The organism is Streptomyces sp. YIM 130001 (genome assembly GCF_003574445.1).
Classification (GTDB): Bacteria; Actinomycetota; Actinomycetes; order Streptomycetales; family Streptomycetaceae; genus Streptomyces.
This window is the reverse complement of the sequence record NZ_KZ984550.1, coordinates 202,148-216,481: the sequence shown is the minus strand read 5'-3', so window position 1 is coordinate 216,481 and position 14,334 is coordinate 202,148. Positions and strand designations below refer to the sequence as shown.

Here is a 14,334-nt window from a genome sequence, read left to right as displayed (position 1 = left end):
GATCAGGACTCCTTGGTGTCGGTGCGGTCCGAGGTCGTCTCCGCCGTGGCCCCGGTGAGGGCGCGGACGGCGCGGGACGGGCTGGGGCGGCCGAGGTGTCCGGCCAGCCAGCTGCTGGTGGCGGTGAGCCGGCCGAGGTCGACGCCGGTCTCGATGCCGAGGCCCTGGAGCATCCACACCAGGTCCTCGGTGGCGAGGTTCCCCGTGGCGCTCTTGGCGTACGGGCAGCCGCCGAGGCCGCCTGCCGACGCGTCGACGGTGGTCACGCCGTGCTGCAGGGCGGCCAGGGTGTTGGCGAGGGCCTGGCCGTAGGTGTCGTGGAAGTGGACGCCGACGGCGGCGGTGGGGACCCCGCCCTCGTCGAGTGCGCGCAGCAGGGCGGTCACGTGGCCCGGGGTGGCGACCCCGATGGTGTCGCCGAGGCTGAGTTCGTCGCAGCCCTGGTCGAGGAGTGCCTTGGCCACCCGTACCACCTGGGGGACGGGGACCGGGCCCTCCCACGGGTCGCCGAAGCACATGGACAGGTAGCCGCGCACGCGGACGCCCTCGGACTTGGCACGCGCGACGACGGGCTCGAACATGGCGAGCGACTCGGCCACGGTGCGGTTGAGATTGCGTGCGGCGAAGGTCTCGGTGGCCGAACCGAACACGGCGATCGAGCGGGCGCCGAGGGCGAGGGCGCGGTCGAGCCCTCGGTCGTTCGGCACGAGAACCGGCAGGGATACGCCGTCCAGGTCGGACAGGCGCGGGAACAGGTCCTCGGCGTCGGCCAGTTGGGGCACCCACTTGGGGTGCACGAAGCTGGTCGCCTCGACCGTGCGGAGACCGGCGTCGGCCAGGCGGTGGATGAACTCCGCCTTGATCTCGGTGGGGACGGTCGACGCCTCGTTCTGCAGGCCGTCCCGGGGGCCGACCTCGTGGATACGGATCCGGGCGGGCAGGTCCGGGGCGGGGACGGTCATCGGCAGGGCGCCGGGGCCGGTCCCGGCGCCGGACGGGGAGGGGGTGCCGGACGCGGATGCGGCGCCGGGCGGGTGCGGGGTGCCGGTCATGAGGCGGCCTCCGGGGAGAGGGCGGGGGTGGCGCCGGACGCGGGGCCGTCGGGGTCGTCGGGGGCGGAGTCGGCGTCGGGGGTGACCACCGCCAGGATCTGGTCCATCGCGACCGTGGCGCCGGGGGTGACGTCCAACTCGGCGACGGTGCCCGCGTGCGGCGCGGAGATCACGTGCTCCATCTTCATCGCCTCGACGACGAGCAGACTCTGCCCGGCCGACACGTGGTCGCCCACCGCGGCCTTGACCACGGTGACGGTGCCGGGCATCGGGGCGGCCAGGGTGTCGGCGCCGGCGTGCGCCGTGCCCCGTAGCGCGGCCTCCACCGGGTCGTACTGCTGTACGCGCCAGGCGTCGCCGTCCCGCCCGAGCCAGTCGTCGGTGCCGTCGGGCGCGTGGCTGAACGTGTGGGTGACACCGTCGAGTTCGACGGTGACCCGGGAGCCGGTCACCGTGACGAGACGGGCGAGCGCGGTACCGGACGCCCCAGGGTCGGAGGTGGTGGCGGGGCCGGGTGTGTCCGCGTCATCGTACCGGAGCTCCAGAGTCCCGGGGGCCGGCCGGTGCCCGGTGGTCGGGCTCGCCGGCCGTACCCGTACCGTCACCGGATCCTGTCCGGGCACGCGCAGCGGGTGCGAGGTCCAGGCGGCCTCGCCGCCGAGCCGCCAGCCGTCGGCGGAGTCGAAGGGGTCGGACCAACTGGCTTTGTCCGTGGGTGTGTTGGCGGTCGAGGAGGCGGTCCCGGTGAGCCGTGCGTGCCGCAGCAGCGCCGCCGTCGCGTACACCTGCGCCGGTACGCCGTCCTCGACCAGGGAGTCCGCCTCGCGCTCCACCAGGCCGGTGTCCAACTCGCCTGCGGCCACCGCCGGATGGGCGAGCAGGCGGCGCAGGAAGCCCGCGTTCGTCGGGACGCCGAGCGTCACCGTGTCCGCGAGGGCGGCCCGCAGGCCGCGCAGCGCCGCCGGCCGGTCCGGGCCGTACGCGATGACCTTGGACAGCATCGGGTCGTACCGGCTGCCGACCTCGGTGCCCTCGCTGAGGCCCGAGTCGGTGCGCGGGCCGCCGGAATCGCGGGCGAGCAGCGGGGAGTTCCAGTCGCCTCCCGGTTCGGCGAGTGCGAGCACCGTGCCGCCGGAGGGCAGGAAGCCGCGGGCCGGGTCCTCGGCGCAGATCCGGGCCTCCACGGCATGCCCGGTGAGGGTGATGTCCCCCTGGGTGAACGGGAGTTGCTCGCCCGCGGCCACCCGGATCTGCCACTCCACCAGGTCGAGCCCGGTGATCAGCTCGGTCACCGGGTGTTCCACCTGCAGGCGGGTGTTCATCTCCATGAAGCAGTACGCCGCCGGATCGCCGCCCGGGACGATGAACTCGACGGTGCCCGCGCCCCGGTACCCGCAGGAGCGTGCCGCCCGCACGGCCGCCTCGCCCATCGCGGTCCGCGTCGCCTCGTCGAGCAGCACCGAAGGTGCTTCCTCGACGATCTTCTGGTGCCGGCGCTGCAGCGAGCACTCCCGCTCGCCGAGGTGCACCACGCCGCCGTGTCCGTCCGCGAGGACCTGGATCTCGATGTGCCGCGGCCGCTCGATCCAGCGCTCCACCAGGAGGGTGTCGTCGCCGAACGAGGCGCGGGCCTCGCGCCGTGCCGCGGCGATCTCCTCGAGCAGGGCCGACTCGACGCGGGTCAGGCGCATGCCCTTGCCGCCGCCGCCCGCGGACGGTTTGAGCAGGACGGGCATGCCGATCTCCCGTGCGGCCGCGGCTAGTTCGGCGTCGCTGAGGCCGCTGCCCGATGATCCGGGGACGACCGGAACGCCTGCTTCACGCACGGTTTCCTTGGCGCGGATCTTGTCGCCCATCAGGTCGATGGCGTCCGCGCCGGGCCCGATGAAGACCAGGCCGGCCTCCTCGCAGGCGCGGGCGAACCCGGCGTTCTCCGCGAGGAAGCCGTAGCCCGGGTGGACCGCCTGCGCTCCGCTGCGGGCGGCCGCGTCCAGGAGCCGCTGCGGTGAGAGATAGCTGTCGGCCGCTGCCGCGGGCCCGATCCGTACCGCCGTGTCCGCCTCGTGCACGTGCCGGGCGTCCGCGTCCGCGTCGCTGAAGACCGCGACGGAGCGGATCCCCAGCCGGCGCAGCGTACGGATGACGCGGACCGCGATCTCGCCTCGGTTGGCGACGAGCACGGTGTCGAACATGGCCACTCCTGTGGGTCCCGAATCCGGTCCTTGCGCTGCTGCCTGGCTGGATGTCACGAGCCGCCCCCTCACATCCGGAAGACGCCGAAGCCGGGGTCCCCCAGCGGCGCGTTCGCACAGGCGGTCAGGGCGAGGCCGACCGTCCTGCGGGTGTCGACGGGGTCGATCACGCCGTCGTCCCAGAGGCGGGCCGTCGCGTAGTAGGCGTTCCCCTGCGTCTCGTACTGGGCGCGGACGGGGGCCTTGAAGTCCTCCTCGGCGGACTCGGGCCAGCTCTCGCCGCGGGCCTCCAACTGGTCGCGCTTGACGGTCGCGAGGACCGAGGCGGCCTGCTCGCCGCCCATCACGGAGATCTTGGCGTTGGGCCACATCCACAGGAAGCGGGGGGAGTACGCGCGGCCGCACATCGAGTAGTTCCCCGCGCCGTAGGAGCCGCCGATGACCACGGTGAGTTTGGGGACGCGGGTGCAGGCGACCGCGGTGACCATCTTGGCGCCGTGCTTGGCGATGCCGCCCGCCTCGTAGTCCCGGCCGACCATGAATCCCGAGATGTTCTGCAGGAAGAGCAGCGGGATGCCGCGCTGGTCGCACAGCTCGATGAAGTGGGCGCCCTTCTGGGCGGATTCGGAGAACAGGATGCCGTTGTTCGCCACGATGCCGACCGGGTGGCCGTGGATGTGTGCGAAGCCGGTGACCAGGGTGGTGCCGTACTCGGCCTTGAACTCCTGGAAGCGGGAGCCGTCCACCACTCGCGCGATGACCTCCCGCACGTCGTAGGGCGTACGGGAGTCGGCGGGCACCGCGCCGTAGAGGCCGAACGGGTCCACCTTCGGCTCCTCGGCCGGCTCGGTGGTCCAGGGCAGCGGGCCGCGGGCGGGGAGGGTCGAGACGATGTTCCGCACGATGCGCAGGGCGTGGGCGTCGTCCTCGGCGAGGTGGTCGGTGACTCCGGAGACCCGGGAGTGCACCTCGCCGCCGCCGAGCTCCTCCGCGGTGACGACCTCGCCGGTCGCGGCCTTCACCAGGGGCGGGCCGCCCAGGAAGATGGTGCCCTGACCGCGGACGATCACGGCCTCGTCGCTCATCGCCGGTACGTATGCCCCGCCGGCCGTGCAGGAGCCGAGGACCGCGGCGATCTGCGGGATGCCGGCGCCGGACATCCGCGCCTGGTTGTAGAAGATCCGGCCGAAGTGCTCGCGATCCGGGAACACCTCGTCCTGCATCGGCAGGAACGCGCCGCCGGAGTCGACGAGGTACAGGCACGGCAGGCGGTTCTCCAGGGCCACCTCCTGGGCGCGGAGGTGCTTCTTGACCGTCATCGGGTAGTAGGTGCCGCCCTTGACCGTCGCGTCGTTCGCCACGATCACGCATTCGCGGCCGGAGACGCGGCCGATGCCGGCGATCACACCGGCGGCCGGTGCGTCCCCGCCGTACAGGCCGTCCGCCGCGAGCGGGGCCAGCTCGAGGAAGGGCGAGCCGGGGTCGAGCACGGTGTCCACGCGGTCGCGCGGCAGGAGCTTGCCGCGTGCGACATGGCGGGCCCGGGACCGCTCGCCGCCGCCGAGGCGCGCCGCCGCCAGCTTCTGGCGCAGCTCGTCGACGAGGGCGTGGTGCGCCGTCTCGTTGACCCGCCAGGCCTCCGATGCGGGGTCGGCCCCGCTGTGAAGCTCCGGTGCCTGCTGCATCGGTCGAGCCCCCTTGCTCTACGACTGCTCCGTGACGGCTCCGTGGCCGCGCTGCGACTGCTCTGTCCGTGCTCTGCGACTGCTCGGTGCCTGCTCCGTGTCCGGTATCCGCCCGAACGTCGTGCGGTGGTTCCCGGGCGCCGTCCCGCCGCTGGAGTCCCTGGTGGCTCCGGGACGGTCCGGGCGCCGGCTCCGACGCGTTAATGAGCGTTAACACGCGCTCTCAGGTTAACGACCGCTAACCGTCCTGTCTAGAATGAATCCCCATGAGCACCAGTACCCCGACGTCCCGCCGCGAGCAGATCCTCAAGCAGGCCGCCCGCCTCTTCGCCGAGCGCGGCTTCCACGGCGTCGGCGTCGACGAGATAGGGGCCGCCGTCGGGATCAGCGGGCCCGGTCTGTACCGCCACTTCGCGGGCAAGGACGCGATGCTCGCCGAACTTCTGGTGGGTATCAGCGGCCGGCTCCTGACGGGTGGCAAGCGATGTGTCGCCGAGGCGGACGGCTCGCCCGGTGAACTCCTCGACGCGCTGATCGAGGGGCACATCGACTTCGCTCTCGACGACCGCCCTCTCATCACCCTCCACGACCGGGAGCTCGACCGCCTCCGGGACACCGACCGCCGCCTGGTCCGCCAGCTGCAGCGGCAGTACGTCGAACTGTGGGTGGAGGCGGTGGGCAAGGCGTACCCGGATCTGGCCGAGACGGAGGTGCGGGCCACCGTGCACGCGGTCTTCGGGCTGCTCAACTCCACACCGCACCTGGGCCGTTCCGGCGCGCTCCCCGGCCGCCGCGCCACCGCCGCGCTCCTGCACCGCGTCGCCCGCGGCGCCTTCGCGGCAGCGGCCGGGCCGGGCGCCGCCTGACGCCCGCGGGAGTCATCGGCCCCGCCTCGTACCCCCGCATCGCGGGCCTGCTCCCCGGCGTGACCCGTGCCTCGTTGCGCCGCTATGGACAGCCGTTCGGACTGCCGGGTAACTTCGTCTGAGCAAGCGCTTAGCCGAGTTGACCGGATGAGCGTGGACCGGACCAAGAGATGAAGCCGACCAGGAGGCCTCCAGTGCGCCGTACCGTCTACAACGAGGATCACCAGGCGTTCCGGGAGACCCTGCGCGACTTCATCGAGTCCGAGGTCGTCCCCGTCTACGACGAGTGGTTCGCCGCCGGCCAGGCGCCGCGCGACTTCTACTACAAGCTCGGCGAGCTCGGCGTCTTCGGCATCCGCGTCCCGGAGGAGTACGGCGGCGCGGGCATCGACTCGCACAAGTTCGAGGCGATCATGTACGAGGAGACCGCCCGCGCGGGTGTCTCCTTCGGCGGTTCCGGCGTACACGTGCTGCTCGGCCTGCCGTACATCCAGATGCTCGCCACCGACGAGCAGAAGAAGCGCTTCCTGCCGAAGTTCGTCAGCGGCGAGGAGATGTGGGCCCTGGCCATGACCGAGCCGGGTACCGGCTCCGACCTGGCCGGCATGAAGACCACCGCCAAGCTCTCCGACGACGGCACGCACTACGTCCTCAACGGTGCCAAGACCTTCATCACCGGCGGCGTGCACGCCGACAAGGTCATCGTCTGCGCCCGCACCGCCGCGCCGACCGCGGACGACCGCCGCTTCGGCATCTCGCTGTTCGCCGTGGACACCAAGTCCGAGGGCTACTCGGTCGGCCGCAAGCTGGACAAGCTCGGCCTGAAGACCTCCGACACCGCCGAGCTGGCCTTCGTCGACGTCCAGGTCCCCGTCGAGGACCTCCTCGGCGAGGAGAACAAGGGCTTCTACTACCTCGGCCAGAACCTCCCCTCCGAGCGCTGGGGCATCGCCTTCGGCGCCTACGCGCAGGCCAAGGCCGCCGTCGGTTTCGCCAAGGAGTACGTGCAGGAGCGCGCGGTCTTCGGCAAGACGGTCGCCTCGTTCCAGAACACCAAGTTCGAACTCGCCGCCTGCCAGGCCGAGGTGGACGCGGCCGAGGCCGTCGCCGACCGCGCCCTCGAGGCCCTGGACGCACACGAACTGACCGCCGCCGAGGCCGCCAGCGCCAAGCTCTTCTGCACCGAGGTCGCACACCGCGTCATCGACCGCTGCCTCCAGCTGCACGGCGGCTACGGCTTCATGAACGAGTACCCGATCGCCCGCCTCTACGCCGACAACCGGGTCAACCGCATCTACGGCGGCACCAGCGAGGTCATGAAGATGATCATCGCCAAGAACATGGGCCTCTAGGACGTGACCGCACCCGCACCGCTCCTCGCGCACCCGGGGCACAGCCACCCGCACCCGGGGCGCGGACCACGGTGAACAAGCAACTCGATGACCTGCTCGATCTGCTCGACCTGGAGCGGATCGAGCAGGACCTCTTCCGGGGCCGGTCGCGCTCCGCACTCGTGCCCCGGGTCTTCGGCGGACAGGTCGCGGCCCAGGCGCTCGTCGCCGCGGGCCGCACCGTGCCCGAGAGCCGGCACGCGCACTCGCTGCACGCGTACTTCCTGCGGACGGGCGACCCGGGCGCGCCGATCGTCTACGAGGTCGACCGGATCCGCGACGGCAGGTCGTTCACCACCCGGCGGGTCGTCGCCGTGCAGCACGGGCGGCCGATCTTCCACCTGTCGGCCTCGTTCCAGACCGCGGAGGACGGGCTCGAGCACCAGGCGCCGATGCCGCCCACCACGGACCCCGAACTGCTGCCCACCGCCGCCGAGATGCTGCCCCGCTACGCGGACCGCTTCAGCGATCCCGGCATCGTCGGGCGGATGATCGAGGCCCGCGCCGCCTTCGACCTGCGCTACGTCGACGAGCCGCCGTACGCCAGCGTGGGCGTGCCCCGCGAACCGCACTCGCAGGTCTGGTTCAAGACGAACGGCAAGCTGGCCGACGACGCCCGCCCGGACTCCGTCCAGGGGGACCCCCACCTGCACGTCTGCCTCGCCACCTACGTGTCCGACATGACGCTGCTCGACTCGGTGCTGCTCGCGCACGGCCGTGGCGGCTGGACCGTCGGCGACGTGGTGGGCGCCTCGCTCGACCACGCCATGTGGTTCCACCGCCCGTTCCGCGCCGACGAATGGCTCCTCTACGACCAGGAGTCGCCCTCCGCCTTCGGCGGCCGCGGACTCGGCCAGGCCCGGATCTACACCCAGGACGGACGGCTCGCCGTCTCCGTCATCCAGGAGGGGCTCGTCCGCGTACCGCGCTGAGGCGGTGGCGTCGTAACGATGCGCGCCCCACCCGGCGGCCTTAACGTCGCCGCATGACCAGCGAACGGGACCCCGGGCAGGCGGAGCGCACCGAGAACGACGCCGAAGAGGCCCCCGAGGGGGCGGGCGGCTCCGGCGCGGCGGAATCCGGTGAGAGCACCTTCACCGTGCTGGTCGCGGCGGCGGCGAACTTCGGGATCGCGGCGGCCAAGGCGGTCGCCGGCCTGGTCAGCGGCTCGAGCGCGATGCTCTCGGAGGCCGCCCACTCGGTCGCCGACACGGTCACCGAACTCATGCTGCTCGCCGCCCTGAAACGCAGCGAGCGTCCGGCGGACGACGAACACCCGCTCGGCTACGGTCCCGAGCGCTACATCTGGGCGCTGCTCGCCTCCGTCGCCACCTTCGTGGGCGGCGGCATCTTCGCCGTGTACGACGGCGTCCACACCCTCACGCACGGCGAGGAGGTCGGCAGCCCGACCCTGTCGTACGTGGTGCTCGCCATCGCCTTCCTCCTGGAGGGCTACTCGCTGCGCACCGGGCTCCGGCAGGCGACCGGGGAGGCGGAGCGGCACGGCGTCCGCTTCGGCCGGTATCTGCGCCACACCCCCGACACCGCGGTCAAGGCCGTCGTCATGGAGGACTCCGCCGCACTGATCGGTCTGCTGCTCGCCGCGGGCGGACTGCTGGCCACCCAACTCACCGGATCGAGCGCGTGGGACGGCGTCGCCTCGCTCCTGATCGGCCTGCTGCTCGTCTACGTGGCGTGGGTGCTGGGGCGGTCCAACGCCCAGTACCTGGTGGGCAGACCGCTGCCGGCCCGGATGCGGGACGGGGTGCGCGAGGAACTGCTCGGCGTCGAGCACATCGTGGCCGTCATCGAGTTGGTGACGCTGGTGCAGGGGCCCGCCGAGGTGATGATCGCGGCGAAGGTCGACTTCCGTGACCTGTCCAGCGCGGCTCAGGTCGAGGCGTCCTGCGAGGAGGCGGAACGCCGGCTGCGGCAGCGCTACCCGCAGATCCAGCGCGTGTATCTGGATCCGACGCCGGGCCGGGCCGGCGGCTGACCGCCTCCGGCCCCGGTGCGCCGGCTACGCGTCGGTGTCGAGCCCGGCCGCATCGAGCAGGTACGCCGTCATCGGGTCGTAGTGCCGGGGGCTGGTGACGTGGTCGTCGAGCGGGACGGTGACCTGCAGGGTGCCCTCGGCCTCGGCGAGGAACAGTGCGGGGTCGTTGCAGTCCGCGTACCCCACCGAGTCCAGGCCGCGCTGGCCGGCGCGGCCCGCCCAGCCGTGGTCCGCGACGACCAGGTCCGGCAGCGGGCGGCCCTCGCGCTCCAGGCCGTCGAGGATCGCGTTCATCGGCTCGGGCGAATGGGTGTGCCAGAGCGTCGCGCCGCGTTCGAGTACGGCGACGTCGGCGAACTGGAAGACGTAACCCTCGTCCGCGGTGAGGCCCTCCGGGATCACCACGATCTCGCAGCCGGCCCGGCGCAGAGCGGACGCCGTCGCCCGGTGCACGTCGAGCAGTCCGCCCGGGTGACCGGTCGCGAACAGCACCCGCTGCCGGCCGGCGGCCGCCTTGCGCAGCCGGGCGGCCATCCGGTCGAGGGCGTCGACGGTGAGTTCCGGGTCGATGGTGTCCTGCCCGAGGCGGTACTCCGGGTCGTCGTTGACGCCGCAGCGTTCGGCCATCACCGCGAGCACGTCCTGCTCGTCGGTCCAGCGGTCGCCGAGCTCGAGTCCCAGCCAGTAGTGGCGGTCGCCGTTGGCGAGCTTGCGGTAGTGGGAGAGGTTGTTGTCGCGCGGGGTGGCGACGTCTCCGGCGATACGGGTGCGGACGAGGTGGTCGACCAGAGCGACCCGGCTGGGTATCGGCATGGGTCCATTGTGCCGTCGGCGGGGCCGGGTGGGGGAGCGGGTTCCGAGGGGCGGACACGGAGGGCTGTGACCGGGTGGGCGGACCGTCACCGGTTCAAGGGGTGACGGTCCGCATGTACGGGTGGCCGGGGGCGGTCCGGCAGGCCCTGTGGGCCCCGTGGCCCACGGGTTCGTGGTGCCGGGCAGGCGTGGTGCGGGGGCGGGGGCGAGGTGCCGGTCGGGGCGCGTGACGGGTGCGCACGGTTCAGGACGGGCGGGCCGCTCCGCGGGCGCGCACCGCGAGCCAGAGGTCGAAGCGGTCGTCGCCGTCGTCCAGGCGTCGGCCGGTGAGCCGGGCGGCCTTGTCGAGGCGGTTGCGCACGGTGTGCCGGTGCAGGCCGAGGCGGCGGGCCGTCTCGTCCCAGGAGCTGCCGCTGTCCAGCCAGGTGGCGAGCGTGAGCGTCAGGGCGCCGGACGGGTCGGCGGCGTCCAGCGGCCCGAGCAGCGCGTCCGCGTATCCCGCGAGGGCCGGCCGGTCCCCGAGCCCGAGGAGCAGACCGCTGGACTGCGCCCGGCGCGCCCGCACCGGATGCCCGGAGTCCCGGCTGACCGCGACGAGACCGGCCGCCTCGCGCAGCGACGCACGGGCCGCCTCGGGCGGGACGGCGGAGCCGATGCCCGCCGGGCGGCCGGGCGCGAAGTGGGCGAGTACCGCGTCGAGGTCGAGCTCCTCGCCGACCAGCGCCTCGACGAGAGAGCCACGGGCGCGGGTGAGCCCGCCGGGCACGGCGAGCGCGAGGTCGGCGGCGAGGTCCGGGGCAGCCGTCTCGGCGGATGCCGCAGGCGCCTCGCCGGTGGTCGCGGGCTCCGCCCGTCCGTCGCCTCCGCCGGGCGACGCGTCCACCACCACACCGCGTACCGCCGCCGACGCGAGGCCGGCGACGGCCAGCGCGTCACCCGCCGCTTCCGCGGTGGCGTCCGCGGAGAGCAGCCGGCCGAGCAGAGCGGCACGGCGGCGGCGCTCCGGCTCCCCGGCCAGATGCCGGCGCTCCAGCTCGAGCGACAGGAGCGAGACGAGCCCGGAGATCAGCAGCCGCTCGTCGTGCCCCGGCGTCCCCGCGAGGACCAGCATCCCGCGCAGTCGCCGCGCCCCCAGCGGCTGCACCTCGATCCCGGGCGCCGCGGCGCTGGAGCGCAGCCCGCCCGTCGCGACCCGCCGGATCAGGTCGCGGGCGCCGGCCGAAGGCTCCTGCGGACCGCTCCCGTCCGCCGCGAGCACCCGGCCGAGCGGGTCCGTGACATGGGCCCGTACGCCCGTCGCGGCCGTCCACGCGTCCAGCGTCGGGGCCAGTCCCTGCCCGGACGCGGCGGCCGCGGTGAGCCGCCGCTGGGTCGCGAACGCCCGTTCCACAGCGGCCCGTTGCTCCGCAGCCTGGGCCGCGAACACCGCCTTGGTCACCACGATGAACGGCACCTGCGCCCCGACCGTCAGCAGCGGAAGCCCGGCCTCCGTCGCGGCCTCGACGAGCGGCGCGGGCGCCTCCTGATACGGCAGGTCGGGGCCGAGCCCGAGGGCCAGGGCGTGCGCGCCGCCGGCGGCCACATCGTCCGCGTACGCCCGGCAGGCGTCCGGTTCCATCGGCAGCAGCAGCCCGATCGTCATCAGCAGCTCACCGCCCTGCAGCCAGGCGCCGGGGCGCACCAGTTCCGAGGCGTGGGCGGCCAGCACCGGGCGGTCGAGGTGCCGCCGCCCCGTGACGGCGGAAAGATGCAGCTCCGGGCGGTCGACGAGATCGGAGACGAGGAGAGCCATGGCTCAAGTCTCGCCGACAACGATGGACGCGGTGTCCACACCTGGAGCCGAGATTCGCCCTGGCGGCGATCGAAGGTCGACTCTCGGGAGAGCTACGTTCCCCGTGCCGCGGTTCCGCAGTCCCGCGGCCCGTGTCCGTGCCCACGCCCTCCACGGCGGTCCGCACCGGACGATCGAGGGAGGCGAGGCGGCTGTGAGTGCTTCGACAGCGGCATCCGGCGGATCGGGCGCGACGGGCCCGAGCGCCGGGCAGGGGCAGGCCCGCAAGGCGGGCGGCGTGATCGAGGTCCGTTCCATCGACTACGTCCCGGTGCGTGAGCGGCACGGCAAGGTCTGGCACCAAGGACCGTTCTGGTTCACCGGGAACTTCGTGCTCACCACGATGGTCACCGGCTTCATCGGCCCCTCCCTCGGCCTCAGCCTCGCCCGGTCGGTGGCGGCCGTGGCGCTCGGCGCCTGCTTCGGCACGTTCTTCATGGCCTTCCACGCCAATCAGGGCCCGCGCATGGGTCTGCCGCAGATGATCCAGTCGCGCGCGCAGTTCGGTATCCGCGGCGCGGTCGTCCCCTTCGCCGCCGTGGTCTTCGTCTACGTCGGCTTCAACGTCTTCAACGTGGTCCTCGCCGCCCAGGGCCTCACCACGGTCCTGCCCGGTGGCCCGCGTATGTGGTACGCGATCCTGATCGCCGTAGCGGTCGTGCTCGCCGTCGTCGGCCACGACCTGCTGCACCTGGTCCAGCGCTGGCTGACGTACGTCCTCTTCGCCGTGTTCGGCATCATCACCGTCGGCGCGCTCGTCCAGCTGGAGCCGCAGCAGGTGGCCGCGTCGACCAGTCACTCCTGGACGGCGTTCCTGATCGTCTTCTGCGGTGCGGCCGGCTACCAGATCAGCTACGCCGTCTACGTCTCGGACTACTCCCGCTACCTACCGCGGGACGTCTCCTCGCGCAAGGTCATCTGGTGGACGTACGCAGGCGCAGCGCTCTCCGCGGTCTGGTTGATGTCGCTCGGCGCGCTGCTCGCCTCCTCGCTGCCGGCCCCCGACGCGATCGGCAGCCTGCGCCAGGTGGGCAACACCATCGTTCCCGGCTTCGGCACCTTCGCCGTCATCGTCTCCGCGCTCGCGCTGATCACGATCATGGCCGTCAACGCCTACGGCGCGATGCTGACCACGACCAGCGCCGTCGACGCGTTCCGCCCGGTCCGCCCGACGGTACGGTCCCGGGTCACCGGCATCGTCGCCATCGAACTCATGGTCCTGATCGTGGCGTTGCTGCTGCCCGAGGACTATCTCGGGAGCTTCAACGACTTCGTGCTCATGATGCTGTACTTCCTGATCCCGTGGACGGCCGTCAACCTGGTCGACTTCTACTTCGTCCGCCGCGGGCACTACGCCATCACCGCGATCTTCGACCCGAAGGGCATTTACGGGCGCTGGTCGTGGCAGGGCCTGACCGCCTACGTCGTCGGGTTCACCGCGATGGTCCCGTTCTTCACCACGTCGTTCTACACGGGCCCGTTGGCCGAGGCGATCGGTGGCTTCGACATCTCTTTCGTGGTCGGACTGGCCGTCGGCGGGCTGCTGTATCTGCTGCTGGGGCGCACCATCGATCTGGACGCGGAACGTGTGGCCGTCGCCGAGAGCGAGGCCCGGCTGGAGGGAGAGCGGGTATGACGACGGTGGCCTGTGCGCAGCTCGCGCTTGCTGTCGGGGATGCGGACGGCAATCGGATCGCGGCCGAGGAGGCCGTGTCCGCTGCCGCGGCGGGCGGGGCTCAGGTCGTCGTGCTGCCGGAGCTGGCCAACAGCGGGTATGTGTTCGCCGACGCGGCCGAGGCCCGCGCGCTCGCGGAGCCGCTCGACGGGCCCGCCGTCACCGCCTGGTCCGCCTCCGCCCGCCGCCACCGCGTCACCCTGGTCGCGGGCCTGTGCGAGCGGGACGCCGACGGCCGCGTGCGCAACTCGGCGGTCCTGATCGACCCCGCGGGCGAGCTGCGCCGCGTCTACCGCAAGGCCCACCTCTTCGGCACCGAGGCCGAGTTCTTCGTCCCGGGCGACGAGCGGCCGCCGGTCGTCGACGTCCCGTCCGTCGGCCGGATCGGTGTGATGGTCTGCTACGACCTGGAGTTCCCCGAGTGGGTACGGCTCGCCGCCCTCGACGGTGCCGAGCTGCTGTGCGCGCCGGTCAACTGGCCGCGCTTCCCGCGTCCCGAGGGTGAGCGCCCCGGCGAGGTCGTACGCGTGCAGGCCGACGCCGCGGTCAACCGCCTCTACGTCGCCGCCTGCGACCGGGCCGGCACCGAGCGGGGCGTGACCTGGACCGGCGGCTCCGTGATCGTCGACCCGGACGGCTTCCCGCTCGCCGGCCACCGGCCGGCCGAAGGGCCTGCCCTGCTGCTCGCCGACTGCGACCTGGACCGGGCCCGCGACAAGCGGCTCGGCGACCACAACGACGTACTGGGCGACCGGCGGCCGGAGTTGTACGAGCCCGGGCGCCCCCGTTCCTCTGCAAGCACGCCCCGAACCCCCGAGAAGTGAAAGGCCCCG

At 72.9% G+C, this 14,334-nt stretch carries 11 protein-coding genes; 6 read left to right on the top strand and 5 right to left on the bottom strand.

What is annotated here, in order from left to right:
• Positions 1–2: 2 nt before the first annotated feature.
• The 3 genes from DSC45_RS06515 to DSC45_RS06505 all read right to left on the bottom strand — a co-directional run bounded on the left by DSC45_RS06515 (position 3) and on the right by DSC45_RS06505 (position 4,929).
• On the bottom strand, positions 3–962 hold the full coding sequence (locus DSC45_RS06515) for a hydroxymethylglutaryl-CoA lyase (protein WP_119288424.1): 960 nt from the start codon (positions 960–962) through the stop codon (positions 3–5).
• An 86-nt stretch (positions 963–1,048) separates the two neighbouring features.
• Positions 1,049–3,244: an ATP-binding protein gene (locus tag DSC45_RS06510; protein ID WP_119287996.1), complete on the bottom strand. Its 2,196-nt coding sequence runs from the start codon at positions 3,242–3,244 to the stop codon at positions 1,049–1,051.
• A 68-nt stretch (positions 3,245–3,312) separates the two neighbouring features.
• Positions 3,313–4,929, bottom strand: a complete 1,617-nt coding sequence (locus DSC45_RS06505) for a carboxyl transferase domain-containing protein (RefSeq protein ID WP_119287994.1) — start codon at positions 4,927–4,929, stop codon at positions 3,313–3,315.
• A gap of 266 nt (positions 4,930–5,195) precedes the next feature.
• Here DSC45_RS06505 and DSC45_RS06500 point away from each other — a divergent pair, with 266 nt between their 5' ends.
• From DSC45_RS06500 to DSC45_RS06485, 4 genes are all read left to right on the top strand, one after another.
• Positions 5,196–5,795, top strand: a complete 600-nt coding sequence (locus DSC45_RS06500; RefSeq protein ID WP_119287992.1) for an SACE_7040 family transcriptional regulator — start codon at positions 5,196–5,198, stop codon at positions 5,793–5,795.
• Between the two features lie 194 nt (positions 5,796–5,989).
• Positions 5,990–7,147 carry an acyl-CoA dehydrogenase family protein gene (locus DSC45_RS06495; protein WP_119287990.1) on the top strand — a complete coding sequence of 386 codons (1,158 nt, stop codon included), beginning with the start codon at positions 5,990–5,992 and terminating at the stop codon, positions 7,145–7,147.
• A gap of 71 nt (positions 7,148–7,218) precedes the next feature.
• Positions 7,219–8,118 carry an acyl-CoA thioesterase gene (locus DSC45_RS06490; protein WP_119287988.1) on the top strand — a complete coding sequence of 300 codons (900 nt, stop codon included), beginning with the start codon at positions 7,219–7,221 and terminating at the stop codon, positions 8,116–8,118.
• A 53-nt stretch (positions 8,119–8,171) separates the two neighbouring features.
• Positions 8,172–9,182 carry a cation diffusion facilitator family transporter gene (locus tag DSC45_RS06485; RefSeq protein ID WP_119287986.1) on the top strand — a complete coding sequence of 337 codons (1,011 nt, stop codon included), beginning with the start codon at positions 8,172–8,174 and terminating at the stop codon, positions 9,180–9,182.
• Between the two features lie 24 nt (positions 9,183–9,206).
• Here the strand turns inward: DSC45_RS06485 and DSC45_RS06480 are convergent, their stop codons facing one another.
• Together DSC45_RS06480 and DSC45_RS06475 are read right to left on the bottom strand one after the other, a co-directional pair.
• Complete coding sequence (locus tag DSC45_RS06480) at positions 9,207–9,995, bottom strand: phosphatase (protein ID WP_119287984.1); 789 nt, start codon at positions 9,993–9,995, stop codon at positions 9,207–9,209.
• Between the two features lie 244 nt (positions 9,996–10,239).
• On the bottom strand, positions 10,240–11,787 hold the full coding sequence (locus tag DSC45_RS06475; protein WP_119287983.1) for a PucR family transcriptional regulator: 1,548 nt from the start codon (positions 11,785–11,787) through the stop codon (positions 10,240–10,242).
• 277 nt (positions 11,788–12,064) lie between these two features.
• Between DSC45_RS06475 and DSC45_RS06470 the strand changes: the two genes are divergently transcribed.
• Positions 12,065–13,462 (top strand): purine-cytosine permease family protein, encoded by a 1,398-nt coding sequence (locus DSC45_RS06470; protein WP_119288422.1) that lies wholly within the window; start codon positions 12,065–12,067, stop codon positions 13,460–13,462.
• On the top strand, positions 13,459–14,325 hold the full coding sequence (locus tag DSC45_RS06465; protein ID WP_119287981.1) for a nitrilase-related carbon-nitrogen hydrolase: 867 nt from the start codon (positions 13,459–13,461) through the stop codon (positions 14,323–14,325). The genes DSC45_RS06470 and DSC45_RS06465 overlap by 4 nt, the downstream gene beginning before the upstream one ends.
• Positions 14,326–14,334: the final 9 nt, after the last annotated feature.

Bases quoted from the DNA above. Each gene is read 5' to 3' on its own strand.
- DSC45_RS06515 (WP_119288424.1), bottom strand. From the start codon at position 962: ATGACCGTCCCCGCCCCGGACCTGCCCGCCCGGATCCGTATCCACGAG.
- DSC45_RS06510 (WP_119287996.1), bottom strand. From the start codon at position 3,244: ATGTTCGACACCGTGCTCGTCGCCAACCGAGGCGAGATCGCGGTCCGC.
- DSC45_RS06505 (WP_119287994.1), bottom strand. From the start codon at position 4,929: ATGCAGCAGGCACCGGAGCTTCACAGCGGGGCCGACCCCGCATCGGAG.
- DSC45_RS06500 (WP_119287992.1), top strand. From the start codon at position 5,196: ATGAGCACCAGTACCCCGACGTCCCGCCGCGAGCAGATCCTCAAGCAG.
- DSC45_RS06485 (WP_119287986.1), top strand. From the start codon at position 8,172: ATGACCAGCGAACGGGACCCCGGGCAGGCGGAGCGCACCGAGAACGAC.
- DSC45_RS06480 (WP_119287984.1), bottom strand. From the start codon at position 9,995: ATGCCGATACCCAGCCGGGTCGCTCTGGTCGACCACCTCGTCCGCACC.
- DSC45_RS06475 (WP_119287983.1), bottom strand. From the start codon at position 11,787: ATGGCTCTCCTCGTCTCCGATCTCGTCGACCGCCCGGAGCTGCATCTT.
- DSC45_RS06465 (WP_119287981.1), top strand. From the start codon at position 13,459: ATGACGACGGTGGCCTGTGCGCAGCTCGCGCTTGCTGTCGGGGATGCG.